Genomic DNA, 21,758 nt, shown 5'->3' on the forward strand with positions numbered 1-21,758 from the left:
CCGGGCTTCCCTCTAAAAAACAAATTTTAATGCTTAATCAGTTTGTAGCTGGCACTACCCGCATCGGTAGTTACTTTTACAAAATAGATTCCGCTCTTCAGTGTGTAGGTGTCGATTATTGCATCATTTCCGGAAAAGCATAATCTGCCATTAATGTCGTAAACATTTACAGACATCAACTCTCCCTGAGTAATATCAACATGGAGCTGGTCTTTTACAGGATTAGGATACAATTCGGCAATTCTTAAAGCATTATCGTTTAGCCCTAATATCTCCACAACCTCTGTGGTAGTAGTATTGGTAACAATCGCCTCATTGAAATCAAAATAGATCTCGGCGGTATTCGAAACGATATCACCTATTCCAAAACCTGCTTTAGGCTTAATTCTGTAAGTAATATGCCCATGGCTGCCAGGTTCGTTAGACGTACTATCCGGAAGGAAAATATCTTTGTATTCAAACTCAAGCAGATTACCATTTCTTTCTACTTCATAACCATGACTTGAATCTACCGTTTCAAAGGTTTCCCAATCCAACAGGTCATCAAGTTCATTTTCAAGTTTAATGTTAATGGCTTCGGCAGTACCTGTATTCTGAAAGCGGATAGTATAGGTAAGGTAGTTAGTTACCTCATCTTCTTTTATTTTAGCACCCTCATGAACCGTAATATCGTTAGGATCATAAGAATTAACAATAATATCTTCATATACTGAAGTATTATTGGTCATGTCAATATCATCTTCTATAGGAGAAAGCACCGCCGCAAAATTTATTACCTCTCCTCCAACGTTTACCGGCGGAGCCTTTACATGAAATTTCACATTTCCTAAAACCTGATCCAGAGCCTCTATATCGCCAACAGTAAGTGTGATTACATTTCCGGAAACTACTCCGTTAAACGAAGATCCCTGAGCGACAAAATCAAGTCGTGCTACATCAAATTCGAGTGCAACTGTTATATCTTCACTGTCAATTGTGCCCCAGTTCTTAACCTTTACCATATAAGATATGTCAAACCCGGGCCTCGGGTTTTCATATGTATAAAAATTAATCACCAAATTGTTGAATGGTTCCTCGGGCATTATTATACAATGTGTAACACTCCACGACGGACTTTCATCAAAGTCAACCTCCTTAATCAAAACCGGCTGTTCTTCCAAACCCGGTGAAGGCATTACCTGTAGTGAAAGCGTATGAGCACCGTCTCCAATACCATATAATACATAACTTCCGGCAGCATTGGTGTATACAGTATAAGCATAAACACCATCAATAGTTACCGAAACCGGAATATTAGAAAAAAGTGGCCCATTATTATCATCACAAATACCATCATTATTGGAATCATAATCCAATCTTCCATGTACTACATTAGCCGTGTCCTCACCAAAACTAAAGGGGCCAACCCAGTTACTTTGTCCTCCATCAGGGCACAGTGCTCTTACATAATACTTATATGCTATTTGAGGTACCAATCCGGTAACGGTATAAGGAAGAGATCCTGAATACACAACTCCCGAACCTGTAGGAGCATTTGTTACAGAAACAACTTCAATCTCCCATGTAGTTGCATCGCCATTCTCTGTCCAACTAAGGTCCGCTGAAATACCGTCAAATGTAGCTGACAGTTCTGAGGGATCGTTACAAATACTATGGACACGTACATCATCTACAAGCCATCTGTCTGCATCGTCGCCTTCCATATAAAAGGCAAAACGAGCCATTGTACCAGTATAAGCAGCCGGAATAGCAACATTTTTAAGTATATAATCTGTTTGAAGTGGATTAAGCTCCAGCTCGGTCCATTGCTGAAGCGTTACGTAATCTGAAAGGACATCAGGGTTTCCTGTTGATGGTAATAACAACAGTTTGTAAACACTCCCCTGATCTCCGGCAATGGTAAGCCGGGAAGCAAATCTAATGACTGTATTTGCAGGCACCTGAAATAAAGGCGATACGAGCCAATCCTGTGCCACAGTCCCGTTAGGAACATTTTCTTTGTCCAAAAATGCGGCGTGTTCACCTGAATAACTAGGCCGTGTTGGAGAATTCTGAACCTGCTCCCAGATCACTCCCTCAAGAGAGCCATTACTGTGTGTCGTCCACCCGGTTACAGGCCAGGTTTCAAACCCTTCAACCGCCAGTTGCGCATGAGCGCATAGCGATACCATTGCCATTGCGGCAAGTAAAGTTTTTTTCATAGTTTATAAATGTTTAAGTTTAAGTGCATTAAATTTAAGAAATTAATCTTCTCTTTCAAAAAATAAGTAAACACTTACAGGAATTAATACCGAATTATCGATTAAAAGACAATTACACCTGACAAAAACAGGCTATAGCTACTGCTTTTTAAAAATTTCGTAAACTTGTAGTATGAGCAGAACATTAATAATAGGCGATATACATGGCAGTTATAAGGCTGTACTTCAAATTCTTGAACGCGCAAAAGTAACAACAACTGACAGGCTTATCTTTTTAGGCGATTTTGTAGATGGCTGGGGTCAGTCGCCCGAGGTTATCGATCTGCTTATACAACTTAAAGAAACGCATCATTGTATTTTTATGCGGGGCAATCATGACGACCTACTACTACAATGGCTGCAAACAAAAACCTATAACGACGAGTGGTTTAATCACGGTGGCAAAATAACTACTGAATGTTACAATGCCCTATCTCCCGAAAAAAGACAACTCCATACGCTCTTCCTAGAAAGTTTACACGACTATTTTCTGGATGATGAAAACCGACTGTTTGTACATGCAGGGTTTACCAACCTCAACGGTGTAAAACACGAGTACTTTACGCGTATGTTCTATTGGGAACGTACGTTATGGGAAACTGCTCTTGCACTGGATAAGAATATGGAACGCACCCATCCTAACTATCCTAAACGCTTTACGCTATATAAAGAAATATTTATTGGGCATACCCCCGTAACGCGAATCGGGCAGACGGTTCCTGTAAATATGGCTAATATTTGGAATGTAGATACCGGTGCTGCCTTTAAAGGCCCGCTTACCATTATGGATGCCGACACCAAAGAATACTGGCAAAGCGATCCTGTTTACACCTTATACCCCGAAGAAAACGGCAGAAATTAGTCGTTGTGGCTACTTATACAAAATAAAAAAAACCGGAACATAACTATTCCGGTTTTGTTACTCTTTTGGCTTCTCGCCCATTTCCTTTGTCATTAAATCAAGCAACATTCTCAACTAACATTATTAATTAAAAACTATTAATCTGAGACAAATGTATACCTGCTTTTTACATCCACATAATTTTTGAGGTAAAGCCTGCTTTCTTATAGGTCAACATGTTAAACATCAACAAATAAAGTTCTTAAGAAGACGCTTTTTCTTTTTTCTTCTCTTCCTTTTGCTTGTCTTTCTTTTTAGACTTCTTATCAAGGGCTTTTTTATCCTTAACCCTTTTAATGTGTCCGTCCATTGCCTCAAGATAATAAGTATTCAATGAAGCCTTTTTAGCCTCAGTATAATACTCTGTTGCTGTGGCATACATTTCATACTTCTCATAAAGCAATCCCTTTAAATAAAACATATTGGCAATATCCATACCCGGAACCTTAAGCGCAAGATCAAGAAGTTTTAAGCCCTCTTCATACCTGTTGAGTTTAATAAGCATATGAGCATACAAACGATATACCGAGACATAATTCTTATTAAGGTATAATGTCATCCTGTAGTAGTACTCTGCCTGTTCATAATCTTCAAGCTGCTCCTCATATATCTGCCCCATAAGGCAATGTGCGCCGGCGTGTTCATCGTCGGCTGCAATTACATATTGTAATTTTTCGATGCACTCATCTACATTATAAGGGTAATTGTCCCTTGCCTGGATGTACATCACTTCGTAGGTATTAATTCCCATCGTTATTTTGTTTTATGCCCTTTTTGGGCAGTTATAATTTTAATTTAACACTGGAGTGAAGCTCCTTTCTACTTTGGAGAGTCCCGATAGCTATCGGGAGAGGTGAGGCCAGTTACCCCCTATCCATCCTTACAATTTTCGGTAAAAAAGTACCCATAACTTCAACAAGCTCGGTTTGCTGTGCCATAACCTTGTTAATATCCTTGTAAGCCATAGGCGCCTCATCAAGACCTGCGCCAAGCAGCGTTACCCCGTGGTCTTTAAGCACTTTTTTCAGCTCACTTTGGGTAATGCTTTGTTTTGCTTTAGAACGTGACAATAACCTTCCGGCGCCGTGCGATGCTGAATTGAGCGACAGCTCATTACCCAAGCCTTTCACAATAAAGCCCGGAGCCGTCATAGAACCCGGAATGATACCTAACACATTTTTTTGTGCCGGAGTTGCGCCCTTTCGGTGTACTATCAGTTCCTGTCCGTTAATCATCTCTTTCCACGCAAAGTTGTGATGGTTTTCCACCATCGCCAGTGGCCTTGCGCCAAGGGCTTTTGCGATGCGTTTATGAATATCATGATGGCATGCCGAAGCATAATCTCCGGCAAGATTCATGGCTATCCAGTACTCCTGCCCGTCGTGAGTATCAAGGTCAAGCCATGCCAGGTGCTGTGCCTCTCTAGGCAGCGGCGTCTGTTTTGTGGCAAGGCGGGTATACTCTTTGGCAATATTAGCCCCGAGGCCGCGTGAGCCACTATGCGACAATACACCTACATATTTGCCCGGAGGGACTTTAAACTCATTATCCTGACCATGCACCTCAACAATACCAAACTCCACAAAGTGATTACCGCCTCCAGAGCTTCCCAGCTGTTTATAAGCCTTATCTTTTAGCTTCTTTAGTAGAGGAATATCCCTAAAAGCAGGATTTTCAAACACCTCGCTGTCGTTAGGGCTTTTGTGCACCTCATACGACCCGAATTTGGTATGGGTTTCCAGTATGCCAACATACTTGTCCTTATGCCCTTCCAGGTATGACGGGTTAATGTCATACAGGCTCAGGCACATCCTGCAACCTATATCTACACCCACACCATAAGGTATCACGGCATTTTCGGTTGCCAGCACACCACCTATCGGAAGTCCGTAACCCGCATGCCCATCGGGCATTAATGCTCCCGCCTTACTGATAGGTAGTTTGAGGGCGGTAAACAATTGCCCTTTAGCTTCGGCTTCAATATCATTTTCACCAAAAATGGTAAACGGAGCCCGGGTAGCATTCAGCTTTCGGGCTTCTGTTTTTTTAGCCCCCAGCAAAGCCTCGGCTATTTTGCCAAATAAACCGTCGCCATTATATTTTTCGGGATTTGCCAGTACCTCTTTCAATAGTACCAATACCCGTTCTTTAGATTCCCTTTTGTAATGCTTCAGCATCACTTCCATAGCTATACTGATGGATTTATTTTGTGGGTAACCTATATCGATGAGGTCTTTGCCTCGTAATCTTAATTTTGCCATAAATGTTAGTTTTAAATTTTAAACTAAGGCAGCATAAGCTACCTTAGTTACTGCACTTCGCTACGATTATCAATATTTTGATAATGATCAAAAATATCTTCACGATCTCAGTGCCATCACCTCCGCCCCTGTTATCGGCGTAAGCGTTGTAAGGCCTGTAATACGGCTCTGCCGCCTGCCTTTGTTCAATTCGGGCATAGTTATTCGCTTGCTGTTGTGCCCTGCGGGCAGCTTCAGCGGCTTCATTCGCCTGCCTGATGTCGGCAAGATCCTGCTGAGTCCAGTACTCATAACCTATCGCAAGCTTTTCACGAAATGCCCATTCACCAATTATTGCGTGTGATGTTTCGCATATCATCTCATTATACTTTGCCTGAGCCTGAATAATTTCCATATTTTCCAAATCCACCTCAACAGTAGCAAGGGTGTCAAAGCCCTCCTGACCCTGGGTAAATTTTCTTACCGAAAAGATCGCAGTACGACCATCTTCACAAGCCTCTTCATAATCGGCAACGCAGTGGCTCATCGCCTCCCCTTCTTCATACAATGCTTCAGAAGTTGTCAACTGTACAATTTTTATGGTACAGTCTTCATCGGCAACAACATAGTTGTTTACAGGAGCAGGAGTCCACTGGCACCTGCCTTCGGCGTCTCTTTTCTTAGCCATAGCTATATGCCATTCGGCAGATTGCCTTACCAAAGCATCCCACGTCCTGCCCTTCATGTTAAAGCTGATGTTTTCAGCTCTCATTGCCGCTATGTATTCCAATACATTCTGCAACACATCAAAAGCCACTTCCTGTTCAACATTTACAATAAAGCGAACAACGGTTCCGTAAAAATCTTCGTACTCAAAGCCCGCAGACAAGGTAGACCATGCTATAGCTTCCGCCCTTTCAGTAGTGGCACCAAAACCTATGGCCTGTGCCCTTCGTATTGCCTGTCCTACTGTATAATCATCGGGTGTTTGCCTGAATTCGTGCGCCATTTTTACGGTAAATTTTACCGGAAAGGCTCCCAACTTTTGCACGCTGTCTCCCCTACCCAACTGTATGTACCATAACATATACACTTTCCTGTCTCCGGAAAATACGTTTTCCATAAAGGCCGGCACTTCATATTTTGCAAAGCAGTGTCTTATCAAAGACTTCAACTGGCCTTCGGCTACTAAACTGTCCTTTGTCCAGTCATCTATATTCCTTACAGTTTTATTGCCAAAGGCGCTTATGTTTGCCAATACTTCTATGTATGACGGATTCCTCAACACAGCATAACACTTCTTGGCATACATCATCAAAAGCAACTGCCTGAAGGCATCACGCTTCCAAACATGATTTTGGGTGCTCATCCTTGAGAAATGTACTCTTACAGCACTTTCTAACGTACCCTCAAATCCCTGAAACGTGTTTTGCTCCCTGTATGCCCTTTCAACCAAAGCTTCAAAGCCAGTTGTTTTTGTTATTGCTATTGCCGTTGTTTCCATTATTTCTAAATGTTTGGCAACACTTATCGCTAAGTCTTACCTGTTATTCTTTTGATCATTTACTATGTCTTGTTTTTTAATTTTTATGCATAAAAAAAGCCCGGAACTATTACAGAACCGGGCTATCTGCCTGCACACAGGCATAACTCCTCCTTTCACAAGGGAATATTCGGTTCCTTACAATAATTTTTAAGCATCCAGTTTTTCTGGCTGCTAAATGGAATAATATGTAAATTGTATATCATCATAGGCATAAAAAAACCCGGAGCCTTTCGGAACCGGGTTTGTATATTTAGATGGCTGTTACACCTTTCTATTTATCTCTTTGTGCGTTGCACAACCCGGCCACCTGTACAAGAACTTCTCCTGTACTGTTTAGCTTGTATGTAGATTGTGTAAAACGCATTTTTATTTCGATTTTCGTTATTTTGTTGCAAATGTAGAGTTTTTTCTTAATAAACCAAATTTTTGTAACAATTTTAATTTAGAACAAATATAGTTTTCAGTCTCAGTCTTAGTGAACAGTGAGCAAACTGAAAACTGGCACTGCGACTGAAAACTTACTAAATGTTAGTATTAAGTTAAACCTCACACTAAACATTTATACGCTTTACTTTCTTCGTAATTTAGTAGATAACAACAAACTACAAATGACATTTTTAGATCAATACCACCTTGTACGAAAGCATACCGAGGATATCTGCTCACTCTTACAGCCCGAAGATCATGTACCGCAGCCTGTACCTTTTGTGAGTCCGCCCAAATGGCACCTTGCGCATACAACATGGTTTTTTGAGGAGTTCCTGCTGAAACCCCATTTGCCTGAATATAATGTGTTTAATTCCGATTTCAGTTTTCTCTTCAACAGCTATTACAACAATGTTGGAAAAAGGGTTTTACGTGCAAACAGAGGGGCAATAACCCGCCCTTCAACTGCCGCCATTATAGAGTACCGCCATTATGTTGATATGCACATGGAATTGCTACTGCAACTAAAAGCCGGACATGAAGATGTAAATCAATTGATAGAACTTGGCCTGAATCACGAACAACAGCATCAGGAACTTCTATATACTGATATTAAGTATATCCTTTCCTGTAACCCAATATCTCCCGTTTACAACGAGGACATCAATTGGGAAAACCAGCATAACATCGAAGAAGGCTTTATAACTGTTGAAGAAGGCGTATATGAAATAGGTTCTGACGGAGAGGGCTTCAGTTTCGACAATGAGCATAATCGTCATAAAGTATACCTGAACCAATTTGAAATATCAAAATCACTGGTAACCAACGGAGAATTCCTTGAATTTATTGAAGCCGGAGGCTATAGTGACTTTAACCTATGGCTGGACGAAGGCTGGAGCTGGGTAAACGAAAACCAAATTACGGCTCCCTTCTATTGGCATAAAGCCGAAGAAGGCTGGCAATATTTTACCTTATCAGGCATGCAGGATATTGACCCCAATGCCATGCTAACCCACATCAGTTTTTATGAAGCTTTAGCTTTTGCCGAATGGAAGAAAATGCGACTGCCTACCGAAGCCGAATGGGAAGTAGCCTCTAACCAACTTAACTGGGGTCGTAGATGGGAATGGACACACAGCGCTTACCTGCCCTATCCCGGTTTTGCAAAACCCGATGGTGCCGTGGGCGAGTACAACGGAAAATTCATGATTAACCAAATGGTGCTACGCGGAGCATCCTGCGCTACACCCGAAGGACATAGCCGAAACACATACCGAAACTTTTTTCACCCTGACGAACGCTGGCAATTTAACGGCATCCGTCTTGTAAAACCTTAAACTTATGAAAGTAGCACTATACAACCATTTTGCACAAGATGTTCATGAAGGACTTACCGCTAGAGAAAAGCACCTTTCTTCCAAATATTTTTATGATGATGAAGGCAGCCGCATTTTTATGCAAATCATGCAAATGCCAGAATACTACCCCACAGCCTGTGAGTTTGAGATTCTCTCACAGCAATCGCAGGCTATTTTTAACAGAATAGATTTTATCCAAAAGTTCAATATAGTAGAATTTGGCAGTGGTGACGGATCTAAAACCAAGCAGCTTTTAAAGGTTTTTCTTGAAAAAGGCGCTGATTTCACATACATTCCCATAGACATTTCACAGGAAGCTAATGATGCTTTAAAACAGAATATGAAACTGGCATTACATAATCTTGACATCCAGCCGCGAACAGGCGATTACTTTGATGTACTCAACGAACTGTCGGCAACGGGAGTGCCCAATCTGTTTCTGTTCCTGGGTGGAAACATTGGCAATTATAAAAGAGAGGCTGCTCTTGAACTCCTTAAAAAATTCAATGCCGATATGAACAAAGGCGATATGCTGCTGATGGGTATGGATTTACAAAAGAATCCGCGCACCATACGCACTGCCTATGACGATCCGCACGGAATAACGAAAGCTTTTAATATGAACCTGCTACGCCGCATTAACAGTGAACTGGATGCTGACATCCAGATAGATCAGTTTGATTTTTATTGCGACTATAATCCGCAAAACGGTGAGGTAAACAGCTATCTGGTCAGTTTAAAAAAACAGCATTTTCACAGCACGGTACTCAACACAACGTTTTACTTTGAAAAAGATGAGCTTATATGGACCGAACTATCCAAGAAATACAGTTTTACAGAAATTGAAGCCCTCGCCAAAGAAGCTGGCTTTAAAGTCGTAAACAATTTTATGGATTGCAGGCATTTTTTTACTGATACATTATGGGTAAAATAACTAGTCAACTAACGGCTGCAACAATACAGACATATTGTTTGTAATGACGCCACATTCATTAAATTCTTGTGTTTGTGTTGCCGAAGTATAATCTGCATAGCCGGCAGCAGACACTTTTACTACATACGTATTGGCCCCAGGAGCCCCTACAAATTTGTCGCCCAGTAAAGGTATATTGACCGAAGTCGCCCCGGAAACAGCTAAAACAGTTACACCATCTGTAAGCAATGCACCACTAATCGCATCGGTAACGGTTACTGCTAAAGGTACCCTTACTTCCTCAGTACATACAACGGTATCATTATTATCATCATCACTATTACATGCAAACGCAAGAAGCGTGAATAAAAAGAATACAATTTTTTTCATGGTTGATAGTTTTGGTTTTAAATAAGATGCTCTTATTTTCAAAAGGTTGCGTAAATAAAATAAAAAAGGCTGCCTTTACAGACAGCCTTTCCCGATTTATAAAAACCTTTTAGTAAAGATGAATTACAGGTCAAATTTGATACCCTGTGCCAATGGCAATTGTGTACCGTAGTTTATAGTGTTAGTTTGTCTTCTCATATATGCTTTCCATGCGTCAGATCCACTTTCGCGGCCTCCGCCTGTTTCTTTCTCACCACCAAAAGCACCACCAATCTCAGCTCCTGACGTACCGATGTTTACGTTAGCGATACCACAGTCAGAACCTGCATGAGAAAGGAATAATTCCATTTCTCTCATGTTGTTCGTAAAGATCGATGAAGAAAGTCCCTGAGGAACACCATTCTGAAGTTCGATAGCCTGCTCAATAGTGCTGTATTTCATGATGTAAAGTATCGGAGCAAAAGTCTCTTCCTGTACAATGTGGAAATGGTTCTCAGCCTCGATGATGCATGGCTTAACGTAGCATCCGCTTTCGTAGCCTTCGCCCTGCATTACACCACCTTCAACAATAATTTTTCCACCTTCAGCTTTCGCTTTTTCAATAGCGTTAAGGTAGTCGTTTACCGCACCTTTGTCGATAAGCGGACCTACGTGGTTATTGCTGTCAAGAGGGTTTCCTATCTTAAGCTGACTGTAAGCGTTTTTAAGCACTGCAACAGTTTTATCATAAACACTTTCGTGGATAATTAATCTTCTTGTAGAAGTACAACGCTGACCCGCAGTTCCTACCGCTCCAAATACTGCACCTACCAATACCATGTTGATATCGGCATGCTCAGAAACGATGATAGCATTGTTACCACCAAGCTCAAGGATAGTGTTACCAAAACGCTCAGCAACAGTTTTAGATACGTGGCGGCCTATTCTTGTAGAACCTGTAAACGATACAAGCGGAATACGCTTATCGTTGTTTATTAAGTCTCCTGATTCGTTACCTACCACAAGGCAGCTAACTCCTTCAGGAATATTGTTTCTTTCAAGTACTGTCCTGATGATGTTTTGGCAGGCAATACCACAAAGTGGAGTTTTAGAACTTGGTTTCCAGATACAAACGTCACCGCAAACCCATGCAAGCATTGAGTTCCAGCTCCATACCGCTACCGGGAAGTTAAAGGCAGAAATGATACCTACCACCCCAAACGGATGCCACTGCTCATACATACGGTGCATTGGTCTTTCGCTGTGCATGGTAAGTCCGTAAAGCTGGCGTGAAAGACCCACAGCAAAATCACAGATATCGATCATTTCCTGAACTTCACCAAGACCTTCCTGAAGGCTTTTTCCCATTTCATAAGAAACAAGCTGCCCAAGAGCCTCTTTGTTTTTGCGTAGTTCATCACCCATCTGGCGAACGATCTCACCCCTTTTTGGCGCAGGAACAAGTCTCCATGTTTTAAAAGCTTCTTCCGCTTTTGCCATAGCTGCCTGGTAATCTTCTTTTGTAGAAGCTTTTACCTTAGCGATAAGCGTACCGTCTACCGGTGAATATGATTCTATAATAGCACCGTTTGCAAAGCTGTTGCTTCCGGTAGATGTACCATCATTTATATCTTTAATGCCTAATTTAGATAAGGCTTCCTGAATGCCGAATTGGTCGGTAAGTGTTGCCATTTAACTTTTTCGTTATAAATTGTTATATTTTACAAATGTATAAGATTTTTGCCTAATCCGTAATTTATATCGGTTTAAATTAATTTTAAATATAGAATAGGCCAAAAAAATATTTTTTAACCACAAAGGGCACAAGGTCATAACCCACGAAGAACACAAAGCTTTGCGAACTTTGTGAAAATTGTTTGTGCACTTTGTGGTTAAATTTTAGGTTTAAAACAAATTCTTCTTTCTAAAAAGCACCACCCCAATAACCGAAAGTAACAATGAAGCTGAAAGGATAATAGCAAAGCCATACGGACTTTCCTGTAACGAGTTAGGCACATTCATACCATACAAACTCGCTACCAGCGTAGGTATCATCAAAATGATAGAAATAGAAGTCAGCCTTTTCATAACCACATTCAGGTTGTTGGAAATAACCGATGCGTAGGCATCCATCATTCCGGTAAGAATGTTGCTGTAAATATTAGTAGTATCCTGTGCCTGTTTAATCTCGATCTCTACGTCTTCCACCATATCAGGATCAAAAGTGTCTTTATGCGATTTCAGGTTCTTAATACGGTAAAATAAGAGTTCGTTACCCTTTAGAGAAGTGATAAAATACTCAAGGCATTTCTCCATCCTGAAAAGTGCCTGCAGGTCTTCGTTACGTACAGATTTTTCCAAATTGCTCTCGGCATATTTAATACCCAGATTTATTTGCTTCAGGTATTTCTGGAACCAGATACTTGACGAAAGCAACAGCCTGAATACCAAAGAGAAATTATCGCCCACGGTAATATTCTTTCTTTGGGAATACGTAATAAAATCATCTATTAGTTCATTCTCTACAAAGCAAAGCGAAACGCAGGTTGTTTCGTTAAAAATAATACCCAATGGTGCGGTGGTATAAGGCAGCTTAAGGTCGTCGCTCTTGAAAGGTATCCTTACAATGATAAGGCACCAGCCATCTTCAAACTCGATACGCGGGCGCTCATCGATATCCTCAATGTCGTTATAAAATGCTTCAGGGAGCTTTAGCTCATTAAGCAGGTATGTTTTTTCAGAAAGGGTTGGGTTTACAGCACTTACCCAGATAGATTCGGTATGGCCGTGCGCTACAGTTAACCCCGTAGCGTTGTTTTTGTAGTACGTAATCATAAATGCATTCCGTGTTTAAGCCAACAGGGAATGCACCTGGGCAGTTCCCTATCGTAAATTAATTAATTCCCGATGATGATAATCGTCCATTCGTTGTTTAAAATTTGGTGCAAAGGTACTGCTTATGATTGTATTAAAATTTAAAATCCCGTTTTATTTTTTCTCAACATAACGGGCATCGGCCTCTAAAACATGCCCGCATTTATTGCAGGTACGCAGCTCTTCCGAATTATAGAAATGCTGAAAATGAGGCAAAAAGTCTTTCTCTATATTATGAAGCTCAAAGTACACTTCATGGAGTTTGTTATTGCAATTCTCGCAAAACCACAACAGGCCATCGGTAAAGCCACGCCCGGCACGAACCCTTTCTACCACCAACCCTATAGAACCTTCACCTCTTACCGGTGAATGCGGCACCTTGCCGGGATGCAGGTACATATCCCCTGCATGAAGTTCCATTTCCTTACGTTCGCCCTCGTCCTGAACAATAACCTTAATGCTGCCTTCCAGTTGGTAAAAAAGCTCTTCGGTTTCGTTGTAATGATAATCTTTTCGGGCATTAGGCCCGGCAACAACCATCACGATATAATCGTCAGACAGCGGATATATATTTTTGTTTCCAACCGGTGGCTTTAAAAGGTGGCGGTTATCGTCTATCCATTTGTTCAGGTTAAAGGGTTTCATGAGTGCCATGAGAAGTATTTTTTGAATTGAAGCACTAAGGTACGGAGATATAAGGAAAAAAATATGATAAAAATCAAGGTCCTCACCCCCGACCCTTCTCCTTTGTAGAGGGATCCAATTTATTTTTCCCGTTAGGGAAATAATTTCGGTAGCATTTGAATCGGAACGCAAAAAATTTCCCTTAGGGAATTAATCTAATCATTATGTTTGTTTATATAATAAAAACATGGCCAACACCTATTCCCAAATACATTTACAATTTGTTTTTGCAGTGAAACACAGAGACTCATTGATTCGCAATAATTGGAAAGAGGAACTATATCTCTATATCTCCGGGATCATAGAAAAGCAAGGGCATAAACTTTTAGCAATAAACGGAATGCCGGATCATATTCATATTTTTATCGGTATGCGCCCAAATCAATCTGTTTCAGATTTGCTTCAGGACATCAAACGAAATTCTTCCTTGTGGATAAATCAAAAAGGTTTTGTAAACGGAAAATTTGAATGGCAAGAAGGGTATGGCGCGTTTTCATATGGTAAGTCTCAGGTTAAAGCAGTAATCGATTATATAGAAAATCAGGAGAATCATCATAAAAAGATTTCTTTTAGGGAAGAGTATATTGATTTCCTTCAAAAATTTGAAATCGAGTATGATGAACGGTACATTTTCAATGAAATAAATTAATTCCCTACGGGAAATCCTGACATCTCTAACTTAATTTCTACCGAAATTATTTCCCTAACGGGAAAATGATAACAACCCATTTACTTCTTATCCAAAAAGATTCTATTATTCACACATTCAATTCCTCGTTGTGTAGTAGTAATACAAAAAAACACATCCCTTTCCGGTAAAGAATAATTAATCTCTGCCCATTTAAAACTAATCGTTGAACCTAACCTTTCAATATCTTCTACAGAAAAATATACATATTCTTCAATCTTTTTTTCAGAAACTAAATATACATCTACGAGTTTTTCATTCATTAGTTCTTTGAGCATTATCAATGTATAAATCATTCTGCTTTCTACATCCTCAACCTTCTCAAACTCTTCTATTATTGAAAGAAACATATCAAAAAAGACATAATCATTCTCTCCAAAAACTAATATTTTATCTTTAGTATAACCCCAATTCATATTTTCATTTCTTTTATGAGGTAAAGATAAACAGGAAAATGATCGCTATAACCCGCCTCACCATTTGCATTACGCAACGGATAACCGCGGTATTTACCCGTTGGCTGGCGCAGGTATTCTGCATTGAAAATACCGGCTTTCCAATAGCGGAATGAAGAATAATCTTTAGAAATTAAAGACGAGGTTAAAATTATCTGGTCGAAAAGATCCCAGGCATCGTTATAAGCTACAGTTCCTTTTCCTTCCCTGAATATCGCATCCATCGGATTGAAAAGTTCACCCTGTTTAAGTTCTTCATTATAACGTTTGGCTCCAAGTACTTTTGTAATGCTGTTGTTATAAGGTCCGTCGTTAAAATCGCCCATGGTAATCACTTTAGCCTTAGGGTTGATTTTCACTAACGAGTCGATGATCTTTCGGTTAAGTGCCGCAGCAGCTTCCCGATACGGACTACTTTTCTTCTCACCACCATAACGCGATGGCCAGTGGTTGACGATAAAATGTATTTCTTCGCCATCTAACAATCCGCTTACCAAAAGCTGGTCGCGGGTAAAGAGTTTTGGCGATGGCTTCTTTTTCTTTTTAGGCTGAACATCCTCTATTTTCAGGGTGTCTTTTATAACGAGCGGTATACCCCTGTAACTAACAGGCCTGAAAGCCGACTTTAAGTATAAAAACCCAACATCACTCCCCCTGCTATCACGCGAATCGAAATGCACTATACCATACCCCTTGTCAATAAGTGTTGGCTGTTTAATTAGTGCTTCCAGCACACGTCGGTTTTCGAGTTCGGCAAGCCCAATAATCGCTGGAGATTCCGGATTGTCAGTTGTCCCAATCTCAGAAAGCACCTTTGCAATATTTGCCAGTTTGGTTTTGTATTTTTCAGAAGTCCAGGCCTGTGCACCATTCGGCAGGTATTCATCATCACCCTTGCCCGTATCGTTTATGGTGTCGAAGAGGTTTTCAACATTGTAAAAAGCGATGGTATGGACTTTAAAATTCCTTTTTTGGGCAGAGACAATGGAAGATATAAATGCTATTATAAAGAATAGTCTACGGATGATTAACTTCATGTTTGTTGATTGGTTTTGCTAAAGTAACGATTATTAGCTCCGGAGGAGCTATATATTTATAGCGCATAATAATCCGGTTTCGCAAAAGCTCCAGAGGAGCGGCATATAATATTCCGCTCCTTCCGGGTTTTGAAAAATCTCTTAGTTATAATATAATACTATTCCTATTTATTTTACATTTGACTACCAATAACCAACCAACATAAATCATTAATGCGTAGACTGCTACTCATTGTATTGCTGCTTCAGGTCCTAACCCTGCAGGCACAGCAAACTGCATCCGTGCTCGGAAAAGTTATCGATTCCAAAACTCAGGAGCCCCTGCCGGGCGCAACTGCTACCCTGCAAAGCAATGGACGTGAAGTACTGACCAATACCGACGGATTCTTTGTGCTCGATCAGGTAGCCAATGGTGAACATTTGCTTACTGTAAACATAACGGGCTATATTGCCAAGAACTTTAACCTTAAGGTTATTGACGGACGAACACTCGACCTGGGGATTGTGGTACTTGAAGAAGACATAAAATCAGAACAGCAATTAGGACTCATAGCCTTATCCGACAACGACCTTGCCGATGGCAGCAGCGGATCTGATACTTCTGCCGGATTGCTTCAGGCTTCACGCGATGTATTCCAGCAGTCGGCAGCGTTTAACTGGGGTGGTGCCCGGTTTAAAATGCGCGGACTGGATACCGAATATGGCAGCATATTAATTAACGGCATAAGCATGAACCGTGTGTATGATGGCAGACCGCAATGGGCCAACTGGAGCGGGCTTAATGATGCTACACGAAATCAGGAATATACTACAGGCACTGCACCATCTGATTATACTTTTGGAAGCCTTTTAGGTACACAGGCTATCAACACCCGTGCATCAGTTTTTAAAAAAGGAGCTCGCATATCATTTGCAGGAACAAATACTTATTATAGCTACAGGGCAATGGCTACCTATGCTTCGGGTGTAAACAAAAACGGATTTAGCTATGTGGTCTCGGCTTCGCGAAGAGGAGCCAACGAAGGTTATTTTGACGGAACCAATTTTGGTGGCAATTCTTTCTTTATGGCTATCGAAAAGCGCTTTAATGACAAACATAGCCTGAACTTTACAGGCATCTATGCTCAAAGTGAGCGCGGACGTAATTCGCCAAACACAAAAGAAGTCACGGATATTGCCGGAGTAAAATACAACAGTTACTGGGGCAACTATGATGGTGACCAGCGCAACTCACGTCAAAAGGATGTGGAAGAGCCCATACAGATGCTCAACCATTACTGGAAAATAGATCCAAAATCGACACTGAATACTAATGTAGCCTATCAATTTGGAAAAATCGGCAACAGCCGTATCGATTACCAGTTTGCCCCTAATCCTGACCCTACCTATTATACCAAAATGCCGGGCTATTTTGATGATCCTTCCGAAGCAGCTAATGCGCCTTTTGTTACTCAAAGGCAGCTTAACTGGCAAGCCATGTATGCTACCAATGCGCTTTCGCCGGATGGCAGAAGCAAATACATTGAATATGAAGACCGTACTGATGATAAAACACTAACGGTCAATTCTATTCTTTTTACCCGATTATCATCAGCCATTACCCTGAATGCCGGAGCAAGCTACAAACACCTCAAATCGCACAATTACCAAAACCTGACCAATTTGTTGGGCGGAACGTATTTTCTGGACATCAACCAGTTTTACTACGACGATTTTTCCCAGCCCGACCTGAACCACCTTAACAGGCAGGTGGGTGTTGGCGATGCCTTTGGTTATAACTATAATCTGTTTGCCAATACCCTCGATGCCTTTACACAGTTCAAGTTCAGTTATAAAAAGGTAGATTTTTATCTTTCGCAATCGTTCAGCCGTTCGGTCTACCAGCGTGAAGGTTTGTACCGCACCGGATTGTATCCTAATAACTCTTTTGGCAAAAGTGAAAAGACTGCTTTTGAAAATTTCGGATTTAAAGGAGGGCTAACCTATAAATTGACCGGCAGGCATTTATTTGTAATGAATGCGCTTCGCCAGAGCAGGGCACCATCATTGCGCAATACCTTTGCCAATGCCCGACTTAATAATTCGGTTATGGATAATCTTGGCAACGAAACCCTCTCCAATCTTGATGCGTCTTACATCCTGCAAATGCCAAAACTGAAAGCAAGATTAACAGGGTTTTACACAACTATTGAAAATGCTTCTGAAACATCATCATTCTATGGCGAAGGTGTTTTTGAAGGTGATGATGCAGATGCTTTTGTTGCAGAAAACCTTACCGGTATCAACAAGCGCATGATGGGATTGGAAATGGGTATTGAATACCAGTTTACGCCAACATTAAAATTCATGACATCAGCCGCATTGGGCAATTACATTTACAGCAACAACCCTAATGTCTCGCTTAATAATGATGCACTTGCAGTAATAAGCGGAAACGATAATGGCAGCCCCGTCGCCGATGTACCACTAACATCGGTTGATTTTGGCAAAGCCTACCTGAAAAATTATAAATTAGCGGGTATGCCGCAACAGGCAGTATCGATAGGATTTGAATACCGAGACCCTCATTACTGGTGGATAGGTGCCAATGCCAATTATCTCGCTTCAAATTATCTTGATGTTTCGGCATTGTTGAGAACAGAACACTTCTTTGAAAATCCGGACAGCCCCGGCAATGTGTTTGAAGACATAGACCCCATCCGTGCTAAGCAATTGCTGCATCAGGAAAAGTTTGATTCCTTTTATCTGTTCAATATCGTGGGAGGTAAATCATGGAAAGTGGGTTACAAAAAGTACGTGGGTTTCTTTGCCAGCATCAACAACTTGTTTGATGTTACCTACAAAACAGGAGGTTTTGAACAGGCACGTAATACTAACTATCGCGAACTTGATAACGACATGGATGGTTCGCCATCTTTTGGGCCAAAGTACTATTATGGCTATGGCCGAAATTACTATCTGAACATCTACCTGAATTTTTAAGCTATGAAGAAGATTATATTACTATTTACAGCATTAATAATTATTAGTTGTGATGACGACACCTCGTTGCCTCCCTATACGCCATTGGTTTATCTGGAAGATTTTGAAACCGCAGAGGACAATATGGTTCTAAACATTGATGGTTTTACCAATGTAGCCGAAACAGGCACCATCCTTTGGTCAGAACAGGTTTTTGACCGAAACGGTTATACTGAATTCCTAAGTGAGGCCGAAGGCACCTCTACCGCATGGCTCATTACTCCGGCTATAGATTTGGGTAGTACAAAAAGGACATTTCATTTTCAGTCGGCGCAGCACCATTTGCCACAAACCGGCAGCACTCTTGAGGTTTTCATTTCTACTGACTATAACGAATCGGACATTTCCGCTGCAACATGGATTCCGCTTCAGGCAAAAACAGCAGGTTTTTATACCGATTGGTATAAGTTCATTTCGTCAGGAGAAATCAGTCTTAAAGACTATTCGAGTATAGTGCATATTGCTTTTAAGGCTACGCATACAACTACCGGTAGCAGCTATCAGATTGATAATATAAAAATATATTAGGCCTCACCCCTCCCGATAGCTATCGGGACTCTCCGAAGGAGAGGGGCAGCTTCACTCAACGTTAATTTATAGTATAATAAAAAGCCTGTAAGCTTTTGCAAACTTACAGGCTTAAAGTCTAAACGTAAAATAGAGGCCTCAGACAGGTTTTTACAAACCGAATAAGGCTTTGGCTTTATTAATGCTCCATAACAGCATCCTGAGCCAAAGGAGCGCTCTCAGATTTAGTTTTAGTGTTTACCAGTTTATCAACTCTTGATACCAGGAATATCGAGCATATGGTTACAACAGCAATTATGTAGCCTAAGATATCATAATGTTCCAGCGGACTGGTTTTGGTTTCCTGATGTACAATAAAACCGGCAAATACCGCAGCAATACCACCCGCAATCTGTTGTAATGAAGACGTAATTGCCATGTAAGCACCACGGTCTTTCATTTCCGGAATACCGGTATTAAGTGTAGTTGCGGGAATCATACGGCTCATAACACCCATAAACATGATCATGTTAATAATTACAACCTCCCACAATGGTGTAGGGCCAAGATTGGTATAGAACATTATTGTTACTATGGCAATAAACGAACCCGCAGCAAACAATCTTACCTTACTTACCTTGTCGCTAAGTTTACCTACCAATGGCATGATGAACAATACCGAAAGCCCCGTAAAGAAGTAAACCATTTTCAGGTCTTCCTGAGCAATACCAATGTTGTTTACCAAAAATGCGCTGCCAAATGGCTGAAGCATAAATCCTCCGACCGAAAGTAAAGCAATAGCGGCAAATCCTACCTGATATTTTTTGTTGCTTACAGTATGCCATAGATGCTGAAACGCATTTTTATCTTCCTGTAACCCGAGGTGTTTGTCTACAGGATGCATTTTTATGATTATCCCTACAAGCACCAACATACCAAGAATGGCTATCAACAGGAATGAAGAATGCCATCCCCATTTATCGGCGCAATAAAGGCCCAGAGGTATACCTAATATCTGACTCGTTGCAAATGCCATTTGTATAAAACCCATAACGCGCCCACGCTGTTCGATAACAAACAGGTCGGTTACTATTGCCAGCGATACCGAACCGATGACTCCGCCAAAAAGACCTGTTACTATCCTTGCAGCAAGAAGCGTCCAGTAGCCTGTTGCTAAAGCACAAAAGATGGTTCCGATAATGAATCCACTGTAAAAGAATATCAAAAGCTTTTTACGATCGAACTTGTCCGCAAAACCGGCAGCTAATAATCCCGAACCACCTGCACTAAAGGCATAAGCCGAAACGGCAAGACCGAATTGTGTGGTAGTCATATCAAGCGTTTTCATAAGAACATCGCCCAATGGCGATATAATGATGAAATCGAGAATTATGGTAAACTGCAATATTGCCAGAAGAACAATAATAAACTTCTGGTAAGGGGTAAAAGAAGGGATATCTGTTTTTTTCTGTTTCATTTTTTGATTGATGATGAATGATTTTGATTGATGATTGAACTACAACTCAGCACATTTGTGCCCACAGGCATTTACAAGACTTATAACCATCTCAGGGGTAAGCGAAGGCGACACAACACGCAATACACAGTCTTCGTCCTGAGTATCGATGCTCCATTCCCAAATAGAAGGATGGTCGTTTAATGCTTTATGAACCTGACAATTGGTACAAAAACTGTCGATGTCTGTTTTAAAAATAAGGAGGTGATCAGATATAGTATCCATAAATAAATAATTTTAAGGGGTAAGTGCCTTTAAAACCATCTCAAAGGCTGTTTTAATTTTATCCTGCGTAAGGGTAAACGGTCTGCCTCCTAATGCTTTTCCTTCCCGCTGAAAGTTTAGCATAGTATATAGCGGACCATAAGCAACACTCCAGAATACATCAAGCGGAAGTTCTATTAGCTCATTATTGCGAATTGCATTTTTAGTAAAGTTTTCAAGCTGTTCCTTAAAATACAAATGCCCTTCAGAACGCATTATAGACTCACCGTAAGGCGTATGTTTCATCGCTTCAAAAAGCTTAACTTCTGTGGGATATTCCATAGCATATGCAGCCCTGTTTTGCCATTGCCTCCACAGGCCATCCTTAAATGACATCTCGGAAGAGAAGTCAATTACTGCTCTTTTAAAAAACGAATCTCCTACCTCACGGCCAATCTTAATAATAAGATCATCTTTATCCTTGTAGTAGATATACAGCGTCGCTACTGATATATTACAGGCTTTAGCCAGCTTATTCATACTGAATGCCTGTATGCCATCTGCAACAATAAGTTCTATTGCTTTTTCGATAACAAGCTTTTCTTTGTCTGTATCTCTTGTACGCATGATTAAAATTTGACACAAATATATAATAAATGAATGTTCATTCATTTATAAAAGATTAAATTATTTTAAACAAAAAAGCCTCCGCGTTATGCGGAGGCTTTCACTATAGTTGGTTTATTAAGAAACGACCTGTGTGTGATTACTTCTTAACA

Annotated in this window: 19 protein-coding genes; 6 read left to right on the plus strand and 13 right to left on the minus strand. The window is 40.8% G+C overall.

Going from position 1 to position 21,758, the window contains the following annotated elements:
* Positions 1-26: 26 nt before the first annotated feature.
* Positions 27-2,201, minus strand: a complete 2,175-nt coding sequence (locus tag ACFSR3_RS02120; protein WP_379819507.1) for a DUF7619 domain-containing protein — start codon at positions 2,199-2,201, stop codon at positions 27-29.
* A gap of 172 nt (positions 2,202-2,373) precedes the next feature.
* Between ACFSR3_RS02120 and ACFSR3_RS02125 the strand changes: the two genes are divergently transcribed.
* On the plus strand, positions 2,374-3,102 hold the full coding sequence (locus ACFSR3_RS02125; protein WP_379819508.1) for a metallophosphoesterase: 729 nt from the start codon (positions 2,374-2,376) through the stop codon (positions 3,100-3,102).
* 241 nt (positions 3,103-3,343) lie between these two features.
* On the opposite strand, the gene ACFSR3_RS02130 is transcribed toward ACFSR3_RS02125, so the two are convergent.
* From ACFSR3_RS02130 to ACFSR3_RS02140, 3 genes are all read right to left on the minus strand, one after another.
* The gene (locus ACFSR3_RS02130) at positions 3,344-3,892 is read right to left on the minus strand and encodes a hypothetical protein (protein ID WP_379819509.1); all 549 of its coding nucleotides are present in this window, start codon (positions 3,890-3,892) and stop codon (positions 3,344-3,346) included.
* Between the two features lie 112 nt (positions 3,893-4,004).
* Positions 4,005-5,402, minus strand: coding sequence for an RtcB family protein (locus tag ACFSR3_RS02135; RefSeq protein WP_379819510.1), 1,398 nt, complete (start codon positions 5,400-5,402; stop codon positions 4,005-4,007).
* A gap of 43 nt (positions 5,403-5,445) precedes the next feature.
* Positions 5,446-6,885, minus strand: a complete 1,440-nt coding sequence (locus ACFSR3_RS02140) for a PcfJ domain-containing protein (RefSeq protein WP_379819511.1) — start codon at positions 6,883-6,885, stop codon at positions 5,446-5,448.
* Positions 6,886-7,535: 650 nt separating this feature from the next.
* On the opposite strand from ACFSR3_RS02140, the gene egtB reads away from it, so the two are divergent.
* Together egtB and ACFSR3_RS02150 are read left to right on the plus strand one after the other, a co-directional pair.
* On the plus strand, positions 7,536-8,690 hold the full coding sequence (egtB, locus tag ACFSR3_RS02145; protein ID WP_379819512.1) for an ergothioneine biosynthesis protein EgtB: 1,155 nt from the start codon (positions 7,536-7,538) through the stop codon (positions 8,688-8,690).
* Between the two features lie 4 nt (positions 8,691-8,694).
* Positions 8,695-9,645 (plus strand): L-histidine N(alpha)-methyltransferase, encoded by a 951-nt coding sequence (locus tag ACFSR3_RS02150; RefSeq protein ID WP_379819513.1) that lies wholly within the window; start codon positions 8,695-8,697, stop codon positions 9,643-9,645.
* On the opposite strand, the gene ACFSR3_RS02155 is transcribed toward ACFSR3_RS02150, so the two are convergent.
* From ACFSR3_RS02155 to ACFSR3_RS02170, 4 genes are all read right to left on the minus strand, one after another.
* On the minus strand, positions 9,646-10,014 hold the full coding sequence (locus ACFSR3_RS02155) for a hypothetical protein (RefSeq protein WP_379819514.1): 369 nt from the start codon (positions 10,012-10,014) through the stop codon (positions 9,646-9,648).
* Between the two features lie 123 nt (positions 10,015-10,137).
* A complete protein-coding gene (gene amaB, locus ACFSR3_RS02160; protein WP_379819515.1) occupies positions 10,138-11,685 on the minus strand; it encodes an L-piperidine-6-carboxylate dehydrogenase in 1,548 nt (515 codons plus the stop codon).
* A 213-nt stretch (positions 11,686-11,898) separates the two neighbouring features.
* The gene (locus tag ACFSR3_RS02165; RefSeq protein WP_379819516.1) at positions 11,899-12,828 is read right to left on the minus strand and encodes a magnesium transporter CorA family protein; all 930 of its coding nucleotides are present in this window, start codon (positions 12,826-12,828) and stop codon (positions 11,899-11,901) included.
* 153 nt (positions 12,829-12,981) lie between these two features.
* A complete protein-coding gene (locus ACFSR3_RS02170; protein ID WP_114757733.1) occupies positions 12,982-13,521 on the minus strand; it encodes a 3-hydroxyanthranilate 3,4-dioxygenase in 540 nt (179 codons plus the stop codon).
* 217 nt (positions 13,522-13,738) lie between these two features.
* On the opposite strand from ACFSR3_RS02170, the gene tnpA reads away from it, so the two are divergent.
* Positions 13,739-14,200 (plus strand): IS200/IS605 family transposase, encoded by a 462-nt coding sequence (tnpA, locus tag ACFSR3_RS02175; RefSeq protein ID WP_114757734.1) that lies wholly within the window; start codon positions 13,739-13,741, stop codon positions 14,198-14,200.
* Between the two features lie 80 nt (positions 14,201-14,280).
* Here the strand turns inward: tnpA and ACFSR3_RS02180 are convergent, their stop codons facing one another.
* Positions 14,281-14,655, minus strand: a complete 375-nt coding sequence (locus ACFSR3_RS02180; RefSeq protein ID WP_114757735.1) for a hypothetical protein — start codon at positions 14,653-14,655, stop codon at positions 14,281-14,283.
* On the minus strand, positions 14,652-15,731 hold the full coding sequence (locus tag ACFSR3_RS02185) for an endonuclease/exonuclease/phosphatase family protein (RefSeq protein WP_379819518.1): 1,080 nt from the start codon (positions 15,729-15,731) through the stop codon (positions 14,652-14,654). Before ACFSR3_RS02185 ends, ACFSR3_RS02180 begins: the two co-directional genes overlap by 4 nt.
* A 213-nt stretch (positions 15,732-15,944) precedes the next feature.
* Here ACFSR3_RS02185 and ACFSR3_RS02190 point away from each other — a divergent pair, with 213 nt between their 5' ends.
* Positions 15,945-18,713, plus strand: coding sequence for a carboxypeptidase-like regulatory domain-containing protein (locus ACFSR3_RS02190; protein ID WP_379819519.1), 2,769 nt, complete (start codon positions 15,945-15,947; stop codon positions 18,711-18,713).
* Positions 18,714-18,716: 3 nt separating this feature from the next.
* Positions 18,717-19,280 carry a choice-of-anchor J domain-containing protein gene (locus ACFSR3_RS02195; protein ID WP_379819520.1) on the plus strand — a complete coding sequence of 188 codons (564 nt, stop codon included), beginning with the start codon at positions 18,717-18,719 and terminating at the stop codon, positions 19,278-19,280.
* A 178-nt stretch (positions 19,281-19,458) separates the two neighbouring features.
* On the opposite strand, the gene ACFSR3_RS02200 is transcribed toward ACFSR3_RS02195, so the two are convergent.
* Genes ACFSR3_RS02200 through ACFSR3_RS02210 form a run of 3 tightly spaced genes read right to left on the minus strand, consistent with a single transcriptional unit; the run spans position 19,459 to position 21,606 of the window.
* Positions 19,459-20,736, minus strand: coding sequence for an MFS transporter (locus tag ACFSR3_RS02200; protein WP_379819521.1), 1,278 nt, complete (start codon positions 20,734-20,736; stop codon positions 19,459-19,461).
* 39 nt (positions 20,737-20,775) lie between these two features.
* Positions 20,776-21,000 (minus strand): hypothetical protein, encoded by a 225-nt coding sequence (locus tag ACFSR3_RS02205; protein ID WP_379819522.1) that lies wholly within the window; start codon positions 20,998-21,000, stop codon positions 20,776-20,778.
* Between the two features lie 12 nt (positions 21,001-21,012).
* Positions 21,013-21,606: a TetR/AcrR family transcriptional regulator gene (locus ACFSR3_RS02210; RefSeq protein WP_379819523.1), complete on the minus strand. Its 594-nt coding sequence runs from the start codon at positions 21,604-21,606 to the stop codon at positions 21,013-21,015.
* Positions 21,607-21,758: the final 152 nt, after the last annotated feature.

Source organism: Flavobacterium suzhouense (genome assembly GCF_042684765.1).
Taxonomy (GTDB): domain Bacteria; phylum Bacteroidota; class Bacteroidia; order Flavobacteriales; family Flavobacteriaceae; genus Flavobacterium; species Flavobacterium suzhouense.

Excerpts from the sequence above, each read along its gene's own strand:
- ACFSR3_RS02120 (WP_379819507.1), bottom strand. The coding sequence starts at position 2,201 with ATGAAAAAAACTTTACTTGCCGCAATGGCAATGGTATCGCTATGCGCT.
- ACFSR3_RS02125 (WP_379819508.1), top strand. The coding sequence starts at position 2,374 with ATGAGCAGAACATTAATAATAGGCGATATACATGGCAGTTATAAGGCT.
- ACFSR3_RS02130 (WP_379819509.1), bottom strand. The coding sequence starts at position 3,892 with ATGGGAATTAATACCTACGAAGTGATGTACATCCAGGCAAGGGACAAT.
- ACFSR3_RS02135 (WP_379819510.1), bottom strand. The coding sequence starts at position 5,402 with ATGGCAAAATTAAGATTACGAGGCAAAGACCTCATCGATATAGGTTAC.
- ACFSR3_RS02140 (WP_379819511.1), bottom strand. The coding sequence starts at position 6,885 with ATGGAAACAACGGCAATAGCAATAACAAAAACAACTGGCTTTGAAGCT.
- egtB (WP_379819512.1), top strand. The coding sequence starts at position 7,536 with ATGACATTTTTAGATCAATACCACCTTGTACGAAAGCATACCGAGGAT.
- ACFSR3_RS02150 (WP_379819513.1), top strand. The coding sequence starts at position 8,695 with ATGAAAGTAGCACTATACAACCATTTTGCACAAGATGTTCATGAAGGA.
- ACFSR3_RS02155 (WP_379819514.1), bottom strand. The coding sequence starts at position 10,014 with ATGAAAAAAATTGTATTCTTTTTATTCACGCTTCTTGCGTTTGCATGT.
- amaB (WP_379819515.1), bottom strand. The coding sequence starts at position 11,685 with ATGGCAACACTTACCGACCAATTCGGCATTCAGGAAGCCTTATCTAAA.
- ACFSR3_RS02165 (WP_379819516.1), bottom strand. The coding sequence starts at position 12,828 with ATGATTACGTACTACAAAAACAACGCTACGGGGTTAACTGTAGCGCAC.
- ACFSR3_RS02170 (WP_114757733.1), bottom strand. The coding sequence starts at position 13,521 with ATGGCACTCATGAAACCCTTTAACCTGAACAAATGGATAGACGATAAC.
- tnpA (WP_114757734.1), top strand. The coding sequence starts at position 13,739 with ATGGCCAACACCTATTCCCAAATACATTTACAATTTGTTTTTGCAGTG.
- ACFSR3_RS02180 (WP_114757735.1), bottom strand. The coding sequence starts at position 14,655 with ATGAATTGGGGTTATACTAAAGATAAAATATTAGTTTTTGGAGAGAAT.
- ACFSR3_RS02185 (WP_379819518.1), bottom strand. The coding sequence starts at position 15,731 with ATGAAGTTAATCATCCGTAGACTATTCTTTATAATAGCATTTATATCT.
- ACFSR3_RS02190 (WP_379819519.1), top strand. The coding sequence starts at position 15,945 with ATGCGTAGACTGCTACTCATTGTATTGCTGCTTCAGGTCCTAACCCTG.
- ACFSR3_RS02195 (WP_379819520.1), top strand. The coding sequence starts at position 18,717 with ATGAAGAAGATTATATTACTATTTACAGCATTAATAATTATTAGTTGT.
- ACFSR3_RS02200 (WP_379819521.1), bottom strand. The coding sequence starts at position 20,736 with ATGAAACAGAAAAAAACAGATATCCCTTCTTTTACCCCTTACCAGAAG.
- ACFSR3_RS02205 (WP_379819522.1), bottom strand. The coding sequence starts at position 21,000 with ATGGATACTATATCTGATCACCTCCTTATTTTTAAAACAGACATCGAC.
- ACFSR3_RS02210 (WP_379819523.1), bottom strand. The coding sequence starts at position 21,606 with ATGCGTACAAGAGATACAGACAAAGAAAAGCTTGTTATCGAAAAAGCA.